Here is a 22,629-nt window from a genome sequence, read left to right as displayed (position 1 = left end):
GCCTGGCGTTCTGTGGAGAAATCCACCTCTGTGGACAACTCGGTTCCCTCGTCGAGTGAACCGAGAGGCTTTCGGTCGCGGGGTTCGGCCGCAGCGCGGCCACGACTGATGATGCCGTGCAGCAGTGAGCGACGTTTCACGTGAAACACGATGCAGGGCAGCCGTGGCCGGAGCGTCCCGACACTCCGGCATGCACAGGTTGAGCAGCTTGTGTGGAGTACGTCTCGTCCTCAGGACGAATCAGCGCCTCCGACGGGTCCGTCCCGTGCGCGCCGCCTTGGCCCGCTTCGCTGCGAAGCGCACCCCACCCGGGCTCTCCCCGACCTCGACCCGCACGACCGTGGACATCGGATCCACCACGCCCTCACCGACGTGCAGGATGGACGTCTCCACGGCACCCAGCTTGCTCAGCGCCGTCGACGCGCTCTTCAGCTCGTCCTCCGCCGTGTCGCCCTTGAGCGCGAGCATCTCCCCGTAGGGACGCAGGAGCGGAATCCCCCACGCAGCCAGGCGGTCGAGGGGCGCGACGGCGCGGGCGGTCACGACATGAACGGGCTGGATCTTCCCCATGACCTCCTCGGCCCGGCCCCGCACGACGGTCACATGATCGAGGCCGAGCAGCTCCACGACCTCGGTGAGGAAGTTGGTGCGTCGCAGCAGCGGCTCCAGGAGCGTGATCTTCAGGTCCTCCCGGACCAGCGCCAGCGGGATGCCGGGGAGGCCGGCGCCGGAGCCGACATCGCACACGGTCACGCCGTCGGGCACGACCTCTGAGAGCACCGCGCAGTTCAGCAGATGCCGCTCCCACAGCCGGGGCACTTCACGTGGCCCGATGAGACCGCGCTGCACGCCCGCCTCGGCGAGCAGCTCGGCGTATCGCACCGCATCCGCGAAACGTTCGCCGAACACCTCGCGCGCCTGCTCGGGCGCGGTGGGAAGCTCCGCTGCCTCCGTCACGGGGGACCGTCCTTCCGTACGCGTCAGCGCACCCGCGCCGACACCAGAACCACCAGAACTATCAGGCTGACAAAGTTCGGCCCCGCCTGCGCAACAGACGGGGCCGGGGAACGTGGGGGCCGATCAGGCGGGCAGCACGACGACGAAGCGCTGCGGCTCCTCGCCCTCGGACTCGCTGCGCAGCCCGGCGGCCTTGACCGCGTCGTGCACGACCTTGCGCTCGAACGGCGTCATCGGCTCGAGCTTGACGGCCTCGCCGCTGCTCTTGGCCTCAGCAGCGGCCTTGGCACCCAGCTCGGACAGCTCGGAGCGCTTCCGGGCACGGTATCCCGCGATGTCGAGCATCAGGCGGCTGCGGTCACCGGTCTCCCGGTGCACGGCCAGACGGGTGAGCTCCTGGAGCGCCTCCAGGACCTCGCCGTCACGGCCGACCAGTTTCTGCAGGTCACGCGTGCCCATGTCGCTGATGATCGAGACGGAGGCGCGGTCGGCCTCGACGTCCATGTCGATGTCACCGTCGAGGTCGGCGATATCGAGCAGACCCTCAAGGTAGTCCGCCGCGATCTCGCCCTCCTGCTCCAGGCGGGTCAGGGTGTCTGCACCCTCGGCAGCGGCGGAGGTGGTGCCTTCCGTCACGGGATGGACTCCTTCTTACTTCTTGGACGGGGACTTGGGCCGCTGCGGGCCGTTGCGCTGCCCGGACTGGGCCTTGCTACGGGTGCCGTTGCCGGGCTGGCCTCCACCCTTCTTGGCAGCGGCGGCGGGCTTGGCGGCCTCGGGCTCGTCGGACTTGCTCAGCGACGTCTTCGGCTCATGGTGCTCACCGGCCGCCTTGGCGGCGCCGGACTGGCGCTGGGCCTTGCTCTGCCGCTTGGGCTGCTGCCGCTTCGGGGTGCCGGTGGCGGTCACGGGCGTGCCGTCATCGGCCTGCGCCGCGACCGCGGACTCGCCCTTGACGACGGTGCCGTCGGTCTGGGCGACGAGGCCGACCTTGCTGAGGCCGTTGATGAACTTGCGCTCGAACTCGTTGCGGTCCCGGCCCTTGGCGACGATCGCCTTGATGATGGCCCTGTCACGGCGCCGGCTGACCTTGCCGTGCTCGGCGACGTGCTTGTGCAGGCGCTCCAGGTAGGCGGCCTGGGCCTTGGAACCCGGGGTCGGGTTGTTGCGGATGACGTACATCTGCTGGCCCATGGTCCACACGTTGGTGGTCAGCCAGTAGACGAGCACACCGACCGGGAAGTTGATGCCGAAGACGGCGAACATGATCGGGAAGACGTACATCAGCATCTTCTGCTGCTGCATGAACGGCGTCTTCACCGTCGTGTCGACGTTCTTCGTCATCAGCTGGCGCTGCGTGAAGAACTGGGAGGCCGACATCAGGACGATCATGATGGCGGTCACGACGCGGACGTCGGTGATGGAGGACCCGAGGGCCTCCACCTTCGCGGCGCCGTCGGTGAACTTCGCCGCGAGCGGCGCACCGAAGATGTGGGCCTTCTGCGCGCTCTCCAGCAGACGCTCGTTGATCACACCGATGGTGTCGTTCGACGCGATGCTGTTGAGCACGTGGTACAGGGCGAAGAAGAACGGGGACTGCGCCAGGATGGGAAGGCACGAGGAGAGCGGGTTGGTGCCCGTCTCCTTGTACAGCTTCATCATCTCTTCGGACTGACGCTGCTTGTCGTTCTTGTAGCGCTCCTGGATCTTCTTCATCTCGGGCTGGAGCGTCTGCATGGCCCGGGTCGCCTTGATCTGCTTCACGAAGAGCGGGATCAGGCAGATACGGATCAGGATCACCAGGGACACGATGGACAGCCCCCAGGCCCAGCCGGTGTCGGGGCCGAAGATGGCACCGTACACCGAGTGGAACTGGACGATGACCCAGGAGACGGGTGTGGTGATGAAGCTGAAGAGGCTGGCAATCGTGTCCACTAATCATGCTCCTTGGGCATGGGACGGTGTCTCTGCGGCCGGGCTCGAGGGACGGGACGGACTGGTGGGAGGAGTCTGTCCCTCGCTGGCCGGCTCGGCGGCGGAGGGCCCGCCCTTGCGTGCACGCCAGGCGTTACGCAGCATTTCGTGCCACCGCGGGCGCTTGCGCGGCGGGACATGGTCCACACCGCCCAGCGACCACGGATTGCACCGCAGGATGCGCCAGGCCGTGAGTGCCGTTCCCTTGACGGCACCGTGCCGGTCGATGGCCGTGTAGCCGTAGTGGGAGCACGACGGGTAGTACTTGCAGACCGGCCCCAGCAGCGGACTGATCGTCCACTGGTAGAGCTTGATCAGAACCAGCAGCGGGTACTTCATCGCGCGCCCCCTCCCAGCAGCCGCTGGAGAGCGGCATCCAGGTCTCGGGCCAGCTGTGCTTGGTCGGCGTCGCCCGATCCGGGCAGCGCTCGTACGACTACCAGGCTACCGGGGGGCAGCTGGGCGACTCGCTCGCGCATCAGGTGGCGAAGCCTGCGCTTGACCTTGTTGCGCACGACCGCGCCGCCGACAGCCTTGCTCACGACGAAACCCGCACGCGTCGGGGGAGCGCTCTCCCCAGGCGCATGCGGGTCCGTGGCACCGCTTCGAAGGTGCACGACGAGGTGCGGGCGTCCTGCCCGGCGTCCTCGCCGTACCGCGGTCGCGAAGTCCTCGCGCCGCCTCAGCCGGTTCTCGGTGGGCAGCACGACGTCATGACCTGATCGGGATCAGGCGGACAGGCGGGCGCGACCCTTGCTACGGCGGGACGCGAGAATCGCGCGGCCGGCACGGGTGCGCATACGCAGCCGGAAGCCGTGGGTCTTCGCGCGACGACGGTTGTTCGGCTGGAAGGTGCGCTTGCTCACTCGGGGGCTCCAGAAAGAAATCGGTTGTTGCGGGGTGCCGTCCTGGCTGTCACCGTGCGCCCACGAGTAGCTCGCAGTTACGCCCGAGTGCACCGCTTACCGATCACCCCAGTGATCTGTGCCCATCGGAGGCAGGCGGCAGCAGCCATCGACAACTCGACCTGGTTACGGTACGCGCGGCTACGCCATCCGGTCAAACCAGGTGCCCCCGGGAGGCACTTGTCCACAGGCTGGGGACAACAACTTGAACCCTACCCGCCGCCCTGACTACCGTGACTGGACTCCGATTCGTTCCCTTATCCCTGCCCGACCCGATTTACATCCCGACCCGTCCCCGGATCACACCTTCGGGGGACCTGTGAGAGAGCGTGCCCTGTGGCTGACGTACCTGCCGATCTTGCCGCAGTGTGGCCACGCGTACTGGAGCAGCTCCTGGGGGAGGGACGCGGCCAGGGGGTCGAGGCGAAGGACGAGCACTGGATCCGGCGCTGCCAGCCCCTCGCGCTGGTAGCCGACACGGCGCTGCTCGCCGTCCCGAACGAATTCGCGAAGGGCGTACTGGAGGGGCGCCTCGCACCCGTGGTCAGCGAGACGCTGAGCCGCGAGTGCGGCCGCCCGATCCGGATCGCGATCACCGTCGACGACTCGGCCGGTGAGCCCCCGTCCACCCCGGCCCCCCAGGCCCGCCCCCCGCAGCGCTACGAGGAGCCCGAGCTCCCGTCCGCCCGCCAGGACCGCGACGGCTACGACGCCCGTCCGGAACGCGACGCGTACGAGGGACGGCAGGACCGCGACGCGTACGACGCCCGAAAGGACCGCGACGCGTACGACCGCCAGGAGCGCCGCGACGGGTACGACGGACGCCAGGACCGCGAGGCGTACGACAGCCGCCAGGACCGCGACCCGTACGAGGGGTACGGCCGTCACCGCGCCGAGCCGCTGCCGGGCACGGGCGGCGACCAGAATCCGCCTACGCGCGCAGATCAGCTCCCGACGGCCCGGCCCGCCTATCCGTCCGAGTACCAGCGACCCGAGCCCGGCGCCTGGCCGCGGCAGGACGAGTACGGCTGGCAGCAGCAGCGCCTCGGCTTCCCCGAGCGTGACCCGTACGCGTCACCGGCGCAGGACTCGTACGGCTCCCAGGACTCCTACAGGTCGCGGGACGGCTACAAGCCCCAGGACAAGTACGGCTCGCAGGACGCCTACGGTGCCCCGGGGCAGGACTACCGTCCGCAGCCCATGGAGCGCTCCTCGTACGAGCCACCGCGTCCCGACTACGACCAGCGCGACCCGGTCCGGCGGGAGCTGCCGGAGCCGCCCGCCGGCTCGGGGCACGTGCACCGGGGCGGCCCGGTGGGCCCGAACCTGCCCACGACCGGTGCGCCCGGCCCGCTGGCGGCGCAGCCGGCACCGGCGACCGGCCCGGGTGAACCCACCGCGCGACTGAACCCGAAGTACCTCTTCGACACGTTCGTCATCGGCGCCTCCAACCGCTTCGCGCACGCGGCCGCGGTCGCGGTCGCCGAGGCGCCGGCGAAGGCGTACAACCCGCTCTTCATCTACGGGGAGTCCGGGCTCGGCAAGACGCACCTGCTGCACGCCATCGGGCACTACGCGCGCAGCCTCTACCCGGGCACCCGCGTGCGGTACGTGAGCTCGGAGGAGTTCACCAACGAGTTCATCAACTCCATCCGCGACGGCAAGGGCGACAGCTTCCGCAAGCGGTACCGCGAGATGGACATCCTGCTCGTCGACGACATCCAGTTCCTGGCGGACAAGGAGTCGACGCAGGAGGAGTTCTTCCACACCTTCAACACCCTCCACAACGCCAACAAGCAGATCGTGCTCTCCAGCGACCGGCCGCCCAAGCAGCTGGTGACGCTGGAGGACCGGCTGCGGAACCGTTTCGAGTGGGGCCTGATCACGGACGTCCAGCCGCCCGAGCTGGAGACGCGGATCGCGATCCTGCGCAAGAAGGCGGTGCAGGAGCAGCTGAACGCGCCGCCGGAGGTGCTGGAGTTCATCGCGTCGCGGATCTCGCGCAACATCCGTGAACTGGAGGGCGCGCTGATCCGGGTCACGGCGTTCGCCTCGCTCAACCGGCAGCCGGTCGACCTGGGCCTGACGGAGATCGTCCTGAAGGACCTGATCCCGGGGGGTGACGACTCGGCTCCCGAGATCACCTCCACGGCGATCATGAGCGCGACGGCCGACTACTTCGGGCTGACCGTGGAGGACCTGTGCGGCACCTCCCGCGGCCGCGCCCTGGTCACCGCCCGGCAGATCGCCATGTACCTGTGCCGTGAGCTGACGGATCTGTCGCTGCCGAAGATCGGCGCGCTGTTCGGCGGACGCGACCACACGACGGTGATGCACGCGGACCGCAAGATCCGCAATCTGATGGCCGAGCGCCGCTCCATCTACAACCAGGTCACGGAGCTGACAAACCGCATCAAGAACGGCTGACAGCCGCCCCCGACGCCGCTCAGGGCGCCTCCGGAGAACTTCCGGGGGCGCCCTTCCGCGTGTCCGCGGACGTCTCGCGCGGCTCTGCGGACGTCTCGCGCGGCCCCGGGGACACCTCGCGCGGCGCGCGCCCCACAGCCCTCTGTTCGAACAAGCACCGGGTTACGGCCTCCCTCCACAGATTCGCGGACTTTCTCCCATCCACATCCTGGGGACCGGGAAGTTGTCCATACCGTGTCCACAGCAGGGTCTACCGAAGGACCATCAGACCAGCTCAGCCGCTTGTGGATTCGTGGACGAACGATCTCCACAGCCTGTGGACAAAGCAGAGATCCACAGGCTGTGCACCGAGTTGTCCACGGCCAACCCACAGGCTGGGGGCGGTTGTCCCCAGAGATCGGCTGCTTCTCCACATGGCTGTCCACTGTTCGGCAACAGGACGCGCCTCCTCACCGGGTCGAGTGAAAGGCGTCACACCAAGGTGCCAGATTGGGCTGTGGGAAAGGTGGGTAAATCTGGGGACGGCACTGGGGAGAACTCGGCTCCCCCTGTGCACGGCGTGTGCAGAACTTTCTGTTCTCCACAGCGACGCCGGGTTGTCCACCGCTGCCGCCCACAGGCCCCGTGGACAAAATTTCCGCTCTGAGCAGGGCAAACGTGGTTATCCACGGTATCCACAGGCCCTACTACTACGTCTGACCAGAGAGAGAGCGGAATTCGTTTAGAAGCGGGTCCTGTGCACAACTCGCTCTCCGGTGCCCGACCGCCCCTCGTCACGACTTGACCCCGAGAGGCATCTACTGTCAGTGCCGTGCGTCAGACTGGTTCCCGGTGTCCTCCCCGACGCGGGGACCGTCGACACCGAGACAGACGACGAGGGCCAGGCAGAGCGAGAAGCGCCGGCAACAGCAGGAGGCGGCAACAGTGAAGATCCGGGTGGAACGCGACGTACTCGCGGAGGCAGTGGCCTGGGCGGCACGCAGCCTCCCGGCCCGTCCGCCGGCGCCTGTCCTCGCCGGCCTGCTCCTGAAGGCCGAGGAGGGCCAGCTGAGCCTGTCCGGCTTCGACTACGAGGTCTCCGCCCGGGTGGGCGTCGAGGCCGAGGTCGAGGAGGAGGGCACGGTCCTGGTCTCCGGCCGCCTGCTCGCGGACATCTGCCGCGCGCTCCCCAACCGGCCGGTGGAGATCTCCACAGACGGTGTACGCGCCACGGTGGTCTGCGGTTCCTCGCGGTTCACCCTCCACACCCTGCCCGTGGAGGAGTACCCGGCCCTGCCGCAGATGCCGAACGCGACGGGCACGGTCCCCGGCGAGGTCTTCGCCTCCGCGGCCGCCCAGGTCGCCATCGCGGCCGGCCGCGACGACACGCTGCCGGTCCTCACCGGGGTCCGCATCGAGATCGAGGGCGACACGGTCACGCTCGCCTCCACCGACCGCTACCGCTTCGCGGTCCGCGAGTTCCTGTGGAAGCCGGAGAACCCGGACGCCTCCGCGGTCGCCCTGGTGCCCGCCAAGACGCTCCTGGACACCGCCAAGGCCCTCACCAGCGGCGACCAGGTCACCCTGGCGCTGTCCGGCTCGGGCTCGGGCGAGGGCCTGATCGGCTTCGAGGGCGCCGGCCGCCGTACCACGACCCGCCTGCTGGAGGGCGACCTCCCGAAGTACCGCACGCTGTTCCCGACGGAGTTCAACAGCATCGCCGTCATCGAGACCGCGCCGTTCGTCGAGGCCGTCAAGCGCGTGGCCCTGGTCGCCGAGCGGAACACCCCGGTGCGGCTGAGCTTCGAGCAGGGCGTGCTCATCCTGGAGGCCGGTTCCAGCGACGACGCACAGGCTGTGGAAAGGGTCGACGCCCAGCTCGAGGGCGACGACATCTCCATCGCCTTCAACCCCACGTTCCTGCTGGACGGCCTGAGCGCGATCGACTCCCCGGTCGCCCAGCTGTCCTTCACGACGTCCACCAAGCCCGCGCTGCTCAGCGGCAAGCCGGCGCTGGACGCCGAGGCGGACGAGGCCTACAAGTACCTGATCATGCCGGTGCGCCTCAGCGGCTGATCCCGGCCCGGCGACCGGTGAGCGGCTGGGCTCCGTCGGTGGTTGTCCACAGTCTGAGGACAAACCCGCAGGTGAGGGCGTACGACTGAGCGCGTATGCCCACAGATGTGCGCGAGCGTCCGGGTTTAGGCTCGGACGCGGGTACCCCAGTGACCCGCGGTACGCATGTGCCGGCACGCCACGTCGCACAACCTAAGGAACACAACTGATGGAGCTCGGTCTCGTCGGCCTCGGCAAGATGGGCGGCAACATGCGCGAGCGGATACGCCGCGCCGGCCACACCGTCTTCGGATACGACCGCAATCCGGACCTCGCCGATGTCCACAGCCTGGAAGAACTCGTGGGCAAGCTCAGCGGTCCGCGGGTGGTCTGGGTGATGGTCCCGGCCGGTGAGGCCACCCAGACCACGATCGACCGGCTCGCGGAGCTGCTCCAGCCGGGAGACGTCGTCGTGGACGGTGGCAACTCCCGCTGGACGGACGACGAGAGGCACGCCGAGGAGCTGGCGGCCAAGGGCATCGGCTTCCTGGACTGCGGTGTCTCCGGCGGTGTCTGGGGCCTGGAGAACGGCTACGCGCTGATGTACGGCGGCGACGCGGAGAACGTCGCCAAGGTGCAGCCGGTCTTCGACGCCCTCAAGCCGGGGGGCGACTTCGGCGCCGTGCACGCCGGCAAGGTCGGCGCGGGCCACTTCGCCAAGATGGTCCACAACGGCATCGAGTACGCGATGATGCAGGCCTACGCCGAGGGCTGGGAGCTGCTGGAGAAGGTCGACTCCGTGACCGACGTCCGCGAGGTTTTCCGCTCCTGGCAGGAGGGCACGGTGATCCGCTCCTGGCTGCTCGACCTCGCGGTCAACGCGCTCGACGAGGACGAGCACCTGGACAGGCTCCGGGGTTATGCGCAGGACTCCGGTGAGGGACGCTGGACTGTGGAAGCCGCCGTCGACAACGCGGTTCCGCTGCCGGCGATCACCGCGTCGCTGTTCGCGCGGTTCGCCTCGCGCCAGGAGGACTCGCCCCAGATGAAGATGATCGCGGCGCTGCGGAACCAGTTCGGCGGCCACGCGGTCGAGACGAAGTAAGCACCACCGAAGCCCCGGGAGGTCGGCGAAACGACCATGCACGTCACGCATCTGTCGCTGGCCGACTTCCGCTCCTATCCGCGGGTCGAGGTCGCGCTCGACCCGGGGGTGACGGCCTTCGTCGGGCCGAACGGTCAGGGCAAGACCAATCTCGTCGAGGCGGTCGGCTATCTCGCCACCCTCGGCAGCCACCGGGTCTCCTCCGACGCCCCCCTGGTCCGCATGGGCGCCGAGCGCGCGATCATCCGTGCGCAGGTCCGGCAGGGCGAGCGGCAGCAGCTGATCGAGCTGGAGCTGAACCCGGGGCGCGCCAACCGCGCACGGATCAACAGGTCCTCGCAGGTCAGACCGCGTGACGTGCTGGGGATCGTACGGACGGTGCTGTTCGCGCCGGAGGATCTGGCCCTGGTCAAGGGCGATCCCGGGGAGCGGCGGCGCTTCCTCGACGAGCTGATCACGGCCCGCTCCCCGCGCATGGCCGGGGTCCGTTCCGACTACGACCGCGTCCTCAAGCAGCGCAACACGCTCCTGAAGTCGGCGGCGCTCGCCCGCCGGCACGGCGGCCGCACCATGGACATGTCCACCCTGGACGTGTGGGACCAGCATCTCGCGCGCGTGGGCGCCGAGTTGCTCGCACAGCGCCTGGACCTGATCGCCACGCTGCAGCCGCTGTCCGACAAGGCCTACGAGCAGCTCGCCCCCGGCGGCGGGCCGGTCGCGCTGGAGTACAAGCCGTCAGCGCCGGGCGAGTCGCACACGCGCGAGGACCTGTTCGAGCAGCTGATGGCCGCGCTCGCCGAGGTCCGCAAGCAGGAGATCGAACGCGGCGTCACGCTGGTCGGCCCCCACCGGGACGACCTGCTGCTCAAACTGGGCCGGCTGCCGGCCAAGGGCTACGCTTCCCACGGGGAGTCCTGGTCCTACGCCCTGGCGCTGCGGCTGGCCTCGTACGACCTGCTCCGGGCGGAGGGCAACGAACCGGTGCTGGTGCTCGACGACGTCTTCGCCGAGCTGGACACCCGTCGCCGGGAGCGCCTGGCCGAGCTGGTCGCGCCAGGTGAGCAGGTCCTGGTGACCGCCGCGGTCGACGACGACGTACCGCATGTGCTGTCCGGGACGCGGTTCTCCGTGTCCGAGGGGGCGGTGAAGCGCGTATGAGCACGCGGGAGCCGAAGAAGGACCCCGAGCCGTCCGGTGTCGACCTCGCGCGCGTGGCGCTGCGCGCCGCGAAGGAGGCCGCACGCGCGCGTGGGGACGCGGCACAGCAGAAGAAGCAGGCGCGCAGGGGCGGCGGGCTGCGCTCCGGCGCGCGGGCCGACGGCCGTGACCCGATGGCGCTGGGCTCCGCGATCAACCGGCTGATCACCGAGCGCGGCTGGGAGGCCCCGGCCGCGGTGGGCGGGGTGATGGGGCGCTGGCCGCAGATCGTCGGCGAGGACGTGGCCAAGCACTGCGAGCCGGAGAAGTACGACGAGGACGAGCGCGTGCTGATCGTCCGCTGCGACTCGACGGCCTGGGCGACGAACATCCGGCTGCTCGCGCCGACCCTGGTCGCGCGCCTCAACGAGGACCTCGGGCACGGCACCGTACGGCTGATCAAGGTGCTGGGGCCGAATGCGCCGGTCCGTCGTTACGGCCCTCTGCGCGCCCCGGGCAGCACCGGACCCGGCGACACCTACAGGTGACATGCATCACGTATCCGCGCCTCGATTCGGCGGGTGCGGAGAGCCCTGCACGCCGCCGCACACGGTTGCGAATCCGGACCTGACTGCGAAGTAGCAAAGGGTTGACGGCCGGAAGCGCTGAGTGCCGCCGTGAGCCCCTTGGAGCCCCCATCCGTATATCGGGAGTCGGACAAGACCCGTCGAGGGCGGCACGTGCGGACTCAGGTACCGGCAAACCCCCATCAGTGTCAGTGCTACCGGTAGACTGGAAGCAATCCCGCCCCCATCGTGGGGACCGTCCGGGAAAAGCTGAGCAACGCTGATCAAGGCTTACCAACGCAACATGCCGCAGCCGCTCCGGCAACCCGCCGACGAGCCTGGCTCGTGCTGTGCCAGAAAGGGCGCTTCGTGGCCGATTCCGGCAACCCCAACGAGAACATCCCGTCCACTGACGCCGGCGCCGACGGCGCGGTGACCTCGTCGAACGGCGAGGTCACCGCCTCGTACGACGCCAGTGCCATCACCGTCCTCGAGGGTCTGGACGCGGTCCGCAAGCGACCCGGCATGTACATCGGTTCGACCGGTGAGCGTGGACTTCACCACCTGGTGCAGGAAGTCGTCGACAACTCCGTCGACGAGGCGCTGGCCGGGCACGCGGACCGGATCGACGTGACGATCCTCGCCGACGGCGGCGTCCGGGTCGTGGACAACGGCCGCGGCATCCCGGTGGGCATCGTGCCCTCCGAGGGCAAGCCGGCGCTCGAGGTCGTGCTGACGGTGCTGCACGCGGGCGGCAAGTTCGGCGGCGGCGGCTACGCGGTCTCCGGCGGTCTGCACGGCGTCGGCGTGTCCGTGGTGAACGCCCTGTCGACCAGGGTCGCCGTGGAGGTCAAGACCGACGGCCACCGCTGGACGCAGGAGTACAAGCTCGGTGTCCCGACCGCCCCGCTCGCCAAGCACGAGGCCACCGAGGAGCACGGCACCTCGGTCACCTTCTGGGCCGACCCGGACATCTTCGAGACCACCGACTACTCCTTCGAGACGCTCTCGCGGCGCTTCCAGGAGATGGCGTTCCTCAACAAGGGCCTGCGGATCACCCTCACCGACGAGCGCGAGTCGGCCAAGGCGACGTCGGGCGCCGACGAGGCGGGCGCCGACGAGAAGGCCGAGGTCAGGTCGGTCGACTACCACTACGAGGGCGGCATCGTCGACTTCGTGACGTACCTCAACTCCCGCAAGGGGGACGTGGTGCACCCCACCGTGATCGACCTGGAGGCCGAGGACAAGGACAAGCTCCTGTCCCTCGAGGTCGCGATGCAGTGGAACGGCAGCTACACCGAGGGCGTGTACTCCTTCGCCAACATCATCCACACCCACGAGGGCGGTACGCACGAAGAGGGCTTCCGGGCCGCGCTGACCTCGCTGATCAACAAGTACGCGCGCGACAAGAGGCTGCTGCGGGAGAAGGACGACAACCTCACCGGTGACGACATCCGCGAGGGCCTGACGGCGATCATCTCGGTCAAGCTGAGCGAGCCCCAGTTCGAGGGCCAGACGAAGACCAAGCTGGGCAACACCGAGGTCAAGACCTTCGTCCAGAAGGTCGTCTACGAGCACCTCGCGGACTGGCTGGACCGCAACCCCAACGAGGCCGCGGACATCATCCGCAAGGCCATCCAGGCGGCCACCGCGCGCGTCGCGGCCCGCAAGGCCCGCGACCTCACCCGTCGCAAGGGTCTGCTGGAGACCGCGTCCCTGCCGGGCAAGCTCTCCGACTGCCAGTCGAACGACCCCACCAAGTGCGAGATCTTCATCGTCGAGGGTGACTCCGCCGGCGGCTCGGCCAAGTCCGGCCGCAATCCGGAGTACCAGGCGATCCTCCCGATCCGCGGCAAGATCCTGAACGTCGAGAAGGCGCGGATCGACAAGATCCTGCAGAACCAGGAGATCCAGGCGCTGATCTCGGCCTTCGGCACCGGGGTCCACGAGGACTTCGACATCGAGAAGCTGCGCTATCACAAGATCATCCTGATGGCGGACGCCGACGTCGACGGCCAGCACATCAACACCCTGCTGCTGACGTTCCTGTTCCGCTTCATGCGGCCCCTGGTCGAGGCCGGGCACGTGTACCTGTCCCGTCCGCCGCTCTACAAGATCAAGTGGGGCAAGGACGACTTCGAGTACGCGTACTCCGACCGCGAGCGCGACGCCCTGATCGAGATGGGCCGCAACGCCGGCAAGCGCATCAGGGACGACTCCGTGCAGCGGTTCAAGGGCCTCGGCGAGATGAACGCCGAGGAGCTGCGCATCACGACCATGGACCAGGAGCACCGCGTCCTCGGCCAGGTCACCCTCGACGACGCCGCCCAGGCCGACGACCTGTTCTCGGTCCTCATGGGCGAGGACGTCGAGGCCCGCCGCGCGTTCATCCAGCGCAACGCCAAGGACGTCCGCTTCCTCGACATCTGAGTCGGTCTCAGCTGACCGCCCCAGGAAGGATCCTCACCAGCAATGACCGACGAGAACACTCCCCTCACGCCTGACGAGGGACAGACGCTGCGTGTCGAGCCCGTCGGGCTCGAGACGGAGATGCAGCGCTCCTACCTCGACTACGCGATGTCCGTCATCGTCTCGCGTGCGCTGCCCGACGTCCGTGACGGCCTCAAGCCCGTCCACCGCCGCGTCCTGTACGCCATGTACGACGGCGGCTACCGCCCCGAGCGCGGCTTCTACAAGTGTGCCCGCGTCGTCGGCGACGTCATGGGCAACTACCACCCGCACGGCGACTCCTCCATCTACGACGCCCTGGTGCGCCTCGCCCAGCCCTGGTCGATGCGCATGCCGCTCGTCGACTCCAACGGCAACTTCGGCTCCCCGGGCAACGACCCGGCCGCGGCCATGCGGTACACCGAGTGCAAGATGGCGCCGCTGTCGATGGAGATGGTCCGCGACATCGACGAGGAGACCGTCGACCTCACGGACAACTACGACGGCCGCTCCCAGGAGCCGACCGTCCTGCCGGCCCGCTTCCCGAACCTGCTGATCAACGGCTCGGCGGGTATCGCGGTCGGCATGGCGACCAACATCCCGCCGCACAACCTGCGCGAGGTCGCCGCCGGTGCCCAGTGGTACCTGGAGAACCCGGAGGCCTCGCACGAGGAGCTCCTGGACGCGCTGATCGAGCGCATCAAGGGCCCGGACTTCCCGACCGGCGCCCTGGTCGTCGGCCGCAAGGGCATCGAGGAGGCGTACCGCACCGGTCGCGGCTCCATCACGATGCGCGCGGTCATCGAGGTCGAGGAGATCCAGAACCGCCAGTGCCTGGTGGTCACGGAGCTGCCGTACCAGGTCAACCCGGACAACCTCGCGCAGAAGATCGCCGACCTGGTGAAGGACAGCAAGATCGGCGGTATCGCGGACGTCCGCGACGAGACGTCCTCGCGCACCGGCCAGCGCCTGGTCATCGTGCTGAAGCGGGACGCGGTCGCCAAGGTCGTGCTGAACAACCTCTACAAGCACACCGACCTGCAGACGAACTTCGGCGCCAACATGCTGGCGCTGGTGGACGGCGTGCCGCGCACGCTCTCGCTGGACGCGTTCATCCGCCACTGGGTGACGCACCAGATCGAGGTCATCGTCCGCCGCACGCGCTTCCGGCTGCGCAAGGCCGAGGAGCGGGCGCACATCCTGCGCGGCCTGCTGAAGGCCCTGGACGCCATCGACGAGGTCATCGCGCTGATCCGGCGCAGCGAGACCGTCGACATCGCCCGCCACGGCCTGATGGACCTCCTGGAGATCGACGAGATCCAGGCCAACGCCATCCTCGAGATGCAGCTGCGCCGCCTGGCCGCCCTGGAGCGCCAGAAGATCGTCCAGGAGCACGACGAACTCCAGACGAAGATCAACGAGTACAACGAGATCCTGGCCTCCCCGGTCCGCCAGCGTGGCATCGTCAGCGCCGAACTGGCCGCGATCGTCGAGAAGTACGGCGACGACCGCCAGACGAAGCTGGTCCCGTACGAGGGCGACATGTCCATCGAGGACCTGATCGCCGAGGAGGACATCGTCGTCACGGTCACCCGGGGCGGCTACATCAAGCGCACCAAGACCGACGACTACCGCGCCCAGAAGCGCGGCGGCAAGGGCGTGCGCGGCACGAAGCTCAAGGAAGACGACATCGTCGACCACTTCTTCGTGTCCACCACGCACCACTGGCTGCTGTTCTTCACCAACAAGGGCCGCGTCTACCGCGTCAAGGGCTACGAACTGCCCGACGCCGGCCGGGACGCGCGCGGCCAGCACGTGGCGAACCTGCTGGCCTTCCAGCCGGACGAGGCGATCGCCGAGATCCTCGCGATCCGCGACTACGAGGCGGTCCCGTACCTGGTGCTCGCCACCAAGGCCGGACTGGTGAAGAAGACGCCTCTGAAGGATTACGATTCGCCCCGGTCCGGCGGCGTGATCGCGATCAACCTCCGCGCCATGGAGGACGGTTCGGACGACGAACTGATCGGAGCCGAGCTCGTCTCGTCCGACGACGATCTGCTCCTGATCAGCAGGAAGGCACAGTCGATCCGGTTCACGGCCTCGGACGAGACGCTGCGTCCCATGGGCCGTGCCACCTCGGGTGTCAAGGGCATGAGTTTCCGCGAGGGCGACGAACTGCTCTCGATGAATGTTGTTCGACCCGGTACGTTCGTGTTCACTGCCACAGACGGCGGGTACGCGAAGCGGACCGCCGTCGACGAGTACCGCGTCCAGGGTCGCGGCGGTCTCGGCATCAAGGCCGCCAAGATCGTGGAAGACCGCGGATCCCTCGTCGGCGCGCTGGTGGTCGAGGAGACCGACGAGATCCTCGCCATCACGCTGTCGGGCGGTGTGATTCGTACGCGAGTCAACGAGATCAGGGAAACCGGCCGTGACACCATGGGCGTCCAACTGATCAATCTGGGCAAGCGCGATGCCGTCGTGGGCATCGCTCGCAACGCCGAGGCGGGGCGCGAGGCGGAGGAGGTCGACGGCGACGTGGCCGTCGACGAGACCGCCCCCGAGAATGCCGGGGACACCGGCACGGACGAGGGTGAGGCGCCCTCGGCCGAGTAGCACGAGGAGTGAGTCAGCGTGAGCGGAGCCACGGGCCCCGGACCGGCCGGTACCCCGAAGGGTACGGAGACGGACGGCGGCGGCCGTGGCTCCGCCGCGCGTGCGGCGGATCCGCACACGACGAACCTGAAGGCGATCAAGTCCCCGGCCAAGGACGCGTCCTCGCCCGCCACGCACGGAGCACAGGGGGGAACGGTGACGGACACGCGAGGTCCGCAGGCGCCCGGCGCGGGCCCGGCCGCCTCCGCCGCCCCCGACCAGGGCGCCGCGCAGACGGCTTCCCCCCTGCCGGGAGAACGGCGGACACAGCAGCAGGCCGGGCCCTACCACCCGCCGCAGGCCTACCCCGCGCAGCAGGGCACGACCGGCGCGGTACGGCGTCCGCGCACGGGCGCGCGCACCACGCCGCGGGTCCGCAAGGCGCGGCTGCGGGTGGCCAAGGCCGATCCGTGGTCGGTGATGAAGGTCAGCTTCCTGCTGTCGATCGCCCTGGGCATCTGCACGATCGTCGCCGCCGCCGTGCTGTGGATGGTCATGGACGCGATGGGCGTCTTCTCGTCGGTCGGCGGCACGATCTCCGAGGCCACCGGCTCGAACGAGTCCAACGGCTTCGACCTGCAGGCCTTCCTGTCGCTGCCCAACGTCCTGATGTTCACGTCGATCATCGCGGTCATCGACGTGGTCCTCGCGACGGCCCTCGCGACGCTCGGCGCGTTCATCTACAACCTCTCCGCGGGCTTCGTGGGCGGTGTGGAGCTGACGCTCGCCGAGGACGAGTGACGCTCCTGCGACACGGTCCCCTGTGTCCCGCCGGCAGCGCCCCGACAACCGATTTTGGGACTGCCCGTGTCGTGCGCTAATCTTCAGGAGTCAGCGCGCGGGACATCCACCGCAGAGCGCGGCGGGGCTATAGCTCAGTTGGTTAGAGCGCATCCCTGATAAGGATGAGGCCACAGGTTCAAATCCTGTTAGCCCCACCAGCGAGAAGACCCCCAGTCGGTAGCGGCTGGGGGTTTTTGATGTTCACGGCTGACACGGATTGGGCGGCCTTGGGGTGCACCTTCATCTGGTCTTGCGATCTCGCCCCGTCGGGCTGGGAGTGATGGGTGGCGGGGAGGGAAGCCCTCAGGTCTGCTGTGGTGGCGTCCTGGCGGTGCGTTGGGCGAGCAGTCCCGCCAGCAGCATGACGACCAGGCTGATCCCGACGCCGCACAACGTCCACAGCACCCGGTAGCCTTCCGCCGCGTTGTCGGAGGGCTGCGGCAGGTCCACCAGGACGAGCGCTCCGGCGGCGATGGCGGCGCTGTAGAGCGTGTAGTTCCAGAAGCGGATCCCTGCCCCGTGCATCAACAGCACGAGGGCGACCACTTCGAGTCCGCGATACACCGCGAACAGCGGGAGTCCGTGTTCGCTCGCGGGCACCCACAGCAGAAGCGCGGCCGCGACGGCACCGATCAACGCACCGGTGAGGCGCTGCGTGGCGACGAGCGCGGCCTGCTCCAGACTGGGTTTCATCGCGATCATGGCGGCGATCGGGATCCAGGAGCCGTACGGCAGGTCCAGCCCGAAGGCCAGCGCGACGGTACCGGCGACGACCACGGCGCGGATCACCGCGAACAGGACCAGCGGGCGGGTCAGCTTCCTTCGCGACACGTCGCCCGGAAGCTCCGAGACGGGCCGGCTCCGGTCCGTACGCCCCCGGGCGAGCCACCACAGGAAGGTCATCGTGATCCACAGTGCCGCCCCGCCGGTCCAGGAGAGCACCTGCGCCCAGACGTAGCTGGTGATGTGGCCCTGGTCATGGATGCCGAACTCGAATCCGACGGCGACGATGAACCAGATGTTGAGAAGCAGCGCGTTGACGAATCTGCGCACCCCGAACGCGACCGTCAGCCCGGACGCCAGCGTGACCGTGAAAGCGACGAGCACGAGCCAGCCCCAGGCGCCTGAGCCGATGCTGAAGGCCAGCGCGGTCATCCCGGCGCCGACCAGCGAGAAGAGGGCGATGTCGAGCGCCCGGTGTCCGTACCCGCCTCCGGGGTCGGACAGTGCAGCGAACAGAAGGCCGAACAACGCGCTGAGCAGGTACACCTCATGCTCGATCGCCCAGAAGACGAACATCGGCACCAGCGCGGCGTCCAGGAACGCCACGGCTCTCGGCCAGTTGAGCCCGGAAGGATTGAGCTCGAACACCTTCGACAGCCAGGTCACGGCCTTCCCCCGGCGGGCGGGTGGTTCCCCGAGTCTGCTCTCGCTGGTCACGGCCGCCCTCTTTCAAGCCTGATTCGCGCTGCTCATGTCTTGTGTGCTGAATTCTCGGATTGCGTCGGGTTCTCCAGGCGGCGACCCGCCGCAGGGTGGGGGCGAGAGGGCTCGTGGCCGACTGGCCGGGTCCGCCCCGGAATCTGGCACCACTGCCTGGTGTACGTCGTGGCCGGTGTGCCGCTGGTGAGCGGTCGGGCTCGTCAGGGGCCTGCCGAGGCCGGCCCCGCAGCCTCGGTGGGCGGGCATGAGAAAGCCCGGCGGCTCTGTCGAGCTGCCGGGCCTGTACGCATCTCGCCGGGTCGGGTGGGTCGGGTGTTCAGCGCTGCAGCGGCGTGAGGTGGTCCGCGTCGGCGTCCGGGGCGTCGTCGGAGTGGTCGGTGCAGGGTGAGGTCGCCGTGTCCGGGAGGGAGCGGTGGCGGCATCGGGGGGTCTTGCCGTGGGCCTCGGCGCGGATGCGCTGTTTCATCGTGGGGGGCAGGTCCCTGGCCTGGGTCCAGGGGGAGACCGCCGGCGCCGTCCGCTGCTGCGGGACGCGCTCGCTGTTGCGCTTCGGCTCCGTCTGCGTTACCGCCGCGGCGGCGTTCGTGGTGACGAATCCGAGCGCCGTGCACAGCGCGAGGAAGGCGGTGACGATGGTGCTCCACAGCTTCATGACCTTGTTCCGGGCCATGGCCCCTCACTTTCGGGTCGGGCGATTTGCGTACTTTCCTCATGATGTGTATGCGGGACGTGAAGTGGTGGACCGACGCCCGTCGCGCCGCGATGTTCAGATGAACACCACCCAGATGGGCGCAAGAGGGTAATAAGGTGGAGAGAGGTGAGCAGGGCGGTCAAAAGTCACCATCCGTCGGGGTGTGATCACCCTCCGGTCGGAGCGGCGTACTCTGCTTCTATCCCGGTGTCCGGGGCGGGAGTTGAGGGCCGACGCAGGTCACCGATCGGTATCGGCCGGTGTGTATAGTCGGGCGCCAGAGGTCCCCTACGTCAAGGAAAGACGAGGTCGCGCGGTGAAGAAGCTTCTCCTGGTCGCACTGGCCGCCATCGGCGGGCTCCTCGTGTACCGCCAGATCCAGGCGGATCGCGCCGAGCAGGATCTGTGGACGGAGGCGACTGACTCCGTGCCCACGGGTTCGTGAGTCACGACAACCCCTATCGAGCACACCCCGGCCGCCTCGCGGTCGGGGTTTTGTGTGCCGAGGGACGGTCGTGAGCCCGGCCGACGAGGCAGGATGGGCCACGGTTCACGGTTGCGCGGTCCGGTGACGGGGAGGGGTGGCGCGTGAGGGGACGGTGTCGTACGGCACGAGGGCCGCGCGGGGGAGCGTGGAGCGCCCTGTCGTCCACGGCCGTGCGCCTGGGCGCCGTGGCGGTGCTGCTGGGGGCGACCGCCGCGGTGGGGCCGGGAGCGACCGCCGCGGCCACGGAGGCCTCCGGGACACCGGCCCCGTACGCCTTCACCGACGGTGCCCGCAGCATCGAAGGAGCCAGGAGCACGGCGGAGGCCCCTCCTCTGGAGCCCGGCACGGCCTACCGAAGCTCCCTGCCGAGCCGCGGCACGGTCAGCTACAGCCTCCGCCTCGACGCGACGTCGAACGCGTACGTCTCCGTCACCGCCGTCCCCTCCCCCGGCAGCACCGTCTCCGTCATCGACGGGCTCAAGGTGTCCGTGCAGGACGCTCAGGGCAACTCCTGCTCCGACGACACCGTCAGCTTCGGCGCGGCCCGCAGCCCGCACCCCATCGCGGCCTGGGGCCGGCGCGAGATCTCGCCCACCAAGCCCCTGTGCCGGAGCGCCGGCGCGTACTACGTGACCGTCGAGCGCGCCGACCCCGAGGGCGAGGGCTCCTCGCCGGACGCCTGGGACCTGGAACTCCTCGCCATGACGGAGCCGCGGACGGCGAAGGCCGCGGCCACCGGCGCGCCCGGCGCCTGGAACTCCGCCACGCCCCAGCCGCTCCAGGGCGGAACCGAGCGCCGCCGGGGCGGTGCCGGCTTCACCGGGGCGACCCCCCTCGACCAGGGCGTCTGGCGCGACGACATCCGGCCCGGCCAGACCCTCTTCTACGCGGTGCCGGCCGACTGGGGCCAGCAACTCGCCGTCACCGCCGACCTGGGCAGCATCCCGTCCGGCGGCACCGGCTACACCCCCGGCGCCCTCGATCTCGCTCTCTACAACCCCGCGCGCGGGCACACCGCCGGTGTGAGCGTCGGCTACGACGGCGAACAGGCCTCCGGCAGCCTGCCGCCCCTGCCCCCGGTGGACCACGCCAACCGCAACGCCGCCGTCGCCCAGGTGAGCGCGATGCGCTTCGCCGGCTCCTACTACCTCGTCGCCCATCTCGCGGACAGCGTCGCCGACACCTTCGGGGACGGGCCCTTCGCCATGACGTTGCGCGTGCGCGTGAGCGGAGAGCCCCGCGGCGGTCCCGGATACGCGGGGGAGTCCGTACCGGAGGGCGCCTTCGAGGTCTCCGACCAGGACCGCGAGGCGGCGGCGGAGGGCGTGCCCGTGACCGGCGGCGACACCGCGATGCGAGTGCTCGCCGTGGGCGGCATCGGCACCGGCAGCGCGCTGCTCGTGGGGCTCGGCGTGTGGACCGCGCTGGCACGGCGGCGGGGCGTCGCGTAGCGGAGTGCGGTGGCCCGCCCTGCGCGTGATCAGATGCGGGCCAGCGCCCAGAAGCCCACCGCGTAACAGACCAGGGCCAGGAGCAGGACCGGGACCGCCACCCTGGCCGGAGGACCGGGGCGGGAAGACCGCCGGGCCCGGTGCCGTGAGGGTGTCCGGCCGGCCGGTGTGGTCTGGGACGTCTGAGCGGTGTAGGAGGCGGTGGACGTGTCGACCCGGTACGGCTCCTGCTCCACGGGGGGCAAGGGCAGGCTCGGACGGGCAGGCGGAAGCGGCTGGGCCGGGGGCCGCGTGTGCAGCGGGTACGTGACGTCGTAGGGGGCGACGGGGGACGGCGGGGACGGAGCCCGGTACCGGCCTTGGTGCGGCGGACCGGCTGCGGGGGAGGAGGTCACCGTGGCCTTGGGCGGCGGCAGGTGGAAGCTGCCGGTGTCCGACATGGAGACGGGCCGGGACGGGGAGGACGGGGAGTCCGGGGGCTCCGTGCTTCGGCGGGGGTCGGGATCCGAGGCCTGGGCACCACCAGGGGCGCTGCCGGTGCCGGTTCCCGTGCCGTCGCCTGTGGACTCGGCGCGCTGCCGGGAGCCCGTTCCCGTGGGGGCCGGGACCTCGTTCCGGGGCACCTCGTCGCGCGAGGGCGCTTCTCCCGGTCCCAGCCTCCGGGCCCTCTCCAGCGGCCCCTCCGCTGCGAATCCCTTGGGCAGCGGCCCGAGTTGGTCGAAGATCTCGATCAGCTCGTCGTCCGGGCCCGGCTCCGGGAGGAGCTCCGCCGCCGCGGCGAGGGCCTTCCGGGCGCCCGTGGCCGTGCGGAACCGTGCCTCCGGGTCGGGTTGCAGCAGCATGGCCACCACCTGCCACAGCGGTTCCGGGATGCTCTTGGGCGCACCCGGGGTCCCGTGCTCGGCGAAGTACTGGATCAGCGCCTTGCTGTCCGGCTTAGCGCCCTCCAGAAGGTACAACGCGACCAGTCCCACCGCGAACAGGTCGGCGGGGAAGTCCGGATCGGCGCCCATCAGCTGCTCGGGCGCCAGGTAACCGGGCGTTCCCACGACGAGGTTGGTCTCCGTCAGACGGGGCTCGCCCAGCCGCATCGCGATCCCGAAGTCGGACAACCGCAGCCGCGGCCGGCCCGTGCCGGTGGCCTCCAGCAGCACGTTGGCCGGCTTCACGTCACGGTGCACGACGCCCTCCGCGTGCACCGCGGCCAGGCCCGCCAGCAGCTGGTCGAGCAGGGTGCAGACGAACGCCGGCGGGAGGGGGCCGTAGTCCCCGACGAGATGGACGAGTGATCCGCCGGCGACCAGATCCATGGTGAAGAGGACCTTGTCGTCGTCGGCGGCCCAGCTGGTGGGGGCGAGCACATGGGGGTGATCGATCCGCAGGGCCTGCTCGCGGACGAAGCGCAGCAGGGAGTGGGCGTCGCTCTGCAGCAGGACCTTGGCGGCCACGTAACGACCGCGCCGGTGGTCCCAGGCGCGCCAGACCGCGCCCACGCCTCCCCGTCCGATCGGGTCGACCAGTTCGTACCGGCCGGCGAAGACCTCACCCATGGCTGTACATCGCTCC

The 22,629-nt window shown here is 69.5% G+C and carries 19 protein-coding genes and 1 tRNA gene; 11 read left to right on the top strand and 9 right to left on the bottom strand.

Annotated elements, in window-relative coordinates; translation table 11 throughout:
• Window positions 1-240: 240 nt before the first annotated feature.
• From rsmG to rpmH, 6 genes are all read right to left on the bottom strand, one after another.
• Window positions 241-957, bottom strand: coding sequence for a 16S rRNA (guanine(527)-N(7))-methyltransferase RsmG (gene rsmG / locus ACFW6P_RS03020; RefSeq protein WP_386349231.1), 717 nt, complete (start codon window positions 955-957; stop codon window positions 241-243).
• 123 nt (window positions 958-1,080) lie between these two features.
• Window positions 1,081-1,593, bottom strand: a complete 513-nt coding sequence (locus ACFW6P_RS03015) for a protein jag (protein WP_386349234.1) — start codon at window positions 1,591-1,593, stop codon at window positions 1,081-1,083.
• Between the two features lie 15 nt (window positions 1,594-1,608).
• On the bottom strand, window positions 1,609-2,892 hold the full coding sequence (yidC, locus tag ACFW6P_RS03010) for a membrane protein insertase YidC (RefSeq protein ID WP_386349237.1): 1,284 nt from the start codon (window positions 2,890-2,892) through the stop codon (window positions 1,609-1,611).
• A gap of 3 nt (window positions 2,893-2,895) precedes the next feature.
• Window positions 2,896-3,270, bottom strand: coding sequence for a membrane protein insertion efficiency factor YidD (gene yidD / locus ACFW6P_RS03005; protein WP_386349239.1), 375 nt, complete (start codon window positions 3,268-3,270; stop codon window positions 2,896-2,898).
• The gene (rnpA, locus tag ACFW6P_RS03000; RefSeq protein ID WP_386349242.1) at window positions 3,267-3,638 is read right to left on the bottom strand and encodes a ribonuclease P protein component; all 372 of its coding nucleotides are present in this window, start codon (window positions 3,636-3,638) and stop codon (window positions 3,267-3,269) included. The genes yidD and rnpA overlap by 4 nt, the downstream gene beginning before the upstream one ends.
• Window positions 3,639-3,659: 21 nt before the next feature.
• Window positions 3,660-3,797, bottom strand: a complete 138-nt coding sequence (gene rpmH / locus ACFW6P_RS02995) for a 50S ribosomal protein L34 (RefSeq protein WP_003956500.1) — start codon at window positions 3,795-3,797, stop codon at window positions 3,660-3,662.
• A 375-nt stretch (window positions 3,798-4,172) separates the two neighbouring features.
• Between rpmH and dnaA the strand changes: the two genes are divergently transcribed.
• From dnaA to ACFW6P_RS02950, 9 genes are all read left to right on the top strand, one after another.
• Window positions 4,173-6,263 carry a chromosomal replication initiator protein DnaA gene (dnaA, locus tag ACFW6P_RS02990; RefSeq protein WP_386349246.1) on the top strand — a complete coding sequence of 697 codons (2,091 nt, stop codon included), beginning with the start codon at window positions 4,173-4,175 and terminating at the stop codon, window positions 6,261-6,263.
• Between the two features lie 924 nt (window positions 6,264-7,187).
• Window positions 7,188-8,318 (top strand): DNA polymerase III subunit beta, encoded by a 1,131-nt coding sequence (dnaN, locus tag ACFW6P_RS02985; protein ID WP_386349249.1) that lies wholly within the window; start codon window positions 7,188-7,190, stop codon window positions 8,316-8,318.
• Window positions 8,319-8,526: 208 nt separating this feature from the next.
• The gene (gene gnd, locus ACFW6P_RS02980) at window positions 8,527-9,402 is read left to right on the top strand and encodes a phosphogluconate dehydrogenase (NAD(+)-dependent, decarboxylating) (protein WP_386349252.1); all 876 of its coding nucleotides are present in this window, start codon (window positions 8,527-8,529) and stop codon (window positions 9,400-9,402) included.
• A gap of 36 nt (window positions 9,403-9,438) precedes the next feature.
• Complete coding sequence (gene recF, locus ACFW6P_RS02975) at window positions 9,439-10,560, top strand: DNA replication/repair protein RecF (protein ID WP_386349254.1); 1,122 nt, start codon at window positions 9,439-9,441, stop codon at window positions 10,558-10,560.
• Window positions 10,557-11,087: a DUF721 domain-containing protein gene (locus ACFW6P_RS02970; RefSeq protein WP_386349257.1), complete on the top strand. Its 531-nt coding sequence runs from the start codon at window positions 10,557-10,559 to the stop codon at window positions 11,085-11,087. Before recF ends, ACFW6P_RS02970 begins: the two co-directional genes overlap by 4 nt.
• Before the next feature lie 387 nt (window positions 11,088-11,474).
• Window positions 11,475-13,535, top strand: a complete 2,061-nt coding sequence (gyrB, locus tag ACFW6P_RS02965) for a DNA topoisomerase (ATP-hydrolyzing) subunit B (RefSeq protein WP_386349260.1) — start codon at window positions 11,475-11,477, stop codon at window positions 13,533-13,535.
• 42 nt (window positions 13,536-13,577) lie between these two features.
• Complete coding sequence (gene gyrA / locus ACFW6P_RS02960; protein WP_386349263.1) at window positions 13,578-16,169, top strand: DNA gyrase subunit A; 2,592 nt, start codon at window positions 13,578-13,580, stop codon at window positions 16,167-16,169.
• A gap of 18 nt (window positions 16,170-16,187) precedes the next feature.
• Window positions 16,188-16,949, top strand: coding sequence for a DUF3566 domain-containing protein (locus ACFW6P_RS02955; protein ID WP_386349266.1), 762 nt, complete (start codon window positions 16,188-16,190; stop codon window positions 16,947-16,949).
• A gap of 123 nt (window positions 16,950-17,072) precedes the next feature.
• Window positions 17,073-17,149, top strand: a tRNA-Ile gene (locus ACFW6P_RS02950).
• Window positions 17,150-17,294: 145 nt separating this feature from the next.
• Here ACFW6P_RS02950 and ACFW6P_RS02945 read toward each other — a convergent pair.
• Window positions 17,295-18,431, bottom strand: coding sequence for an FUSC family protein (locus tag ACFW6P_RS02945; RefSeq protein WP_386349269.1), 1,137 nt, complete (start codon window positions 18,429-18,431; stop codon window positions 17,295-17,297).
• A 319-nt stretch (window positions 18,432-18,750) separates the two neighbouring features.
• The gene (locus ACFW6P_RS02940) at window positions 18,751-19,104 is read right to left on the bottom strand and encodes a DUF6344 domain-containing protein (protein ID WP_386349272.1); all 354 of its coding nucleotides are present in this window, start codon (window positions 19,102-19,104) and stop codon (window positions 18,751-18,753) included.
• Between the two features lie 337 nt (window positions 19,105-19,441).
• Here ACFW6P_RS02940 and ACFW6P_RS02935 point away from each other — a divergent pair, with 337 nt between their 5' ends.
• Window positions 19,442-19,570: a DLW-39 family protein gene (locus ACFW6P_RS02935; protein ID WP_003999697.1), complete on the top strand. Its 129-nt coding sequence runs from the start codon at window positions 19,442-19,444 to the stop codon at window positions 19,568-19,570.
• A gap of 143 nt (window positions 19,571-19,713) precedes the next feature.
• Window positions 19,714-21,063 (top strand): hypothetical protein, encoded by a 1,350-nt coding sequence (locus ACFW6P_RS02930; protein ID WP_386349275.1) that lies wholly within the window; start codon window positions 19,714-19,716, stop codon window positions 21,061-21,063.
• A 29-nt stretch (window positions 21,064-21,092) separates the two neighbouring features.
• Here the strand turns inward: ACFW6P_RS02930 and ACFW6P_RS02925 are convergent, their stop codons facing one another.
• Window positions 21,093-22,613, bottom strand: coding sequence for a protein kinase (locus tag ACFW6P_RS02925; RefSeq protein ID WP_386349278.1), 1,521 nt, complete (start codon window positions 22,611-22,613; stop codon window positions 21,093-21,095).
• Window positions 22,614-22,629: the final 16 nt, after the last annotated feature.

This window comes from Streptomyces sp. NPDC058741 (assembly GCF_042746715.1).
Classification (GTDB): domain Bacteria; phylum Actinomycetota; class Actinomycetes; order Streptomycetales; family Streptomycetaceae; genus Streptomyces.
The sequence above is the reverse complement of the archived record's forward strand: the minus strand, read 5'-3'. Positions and strand labels throughout refer to the sequence as shown.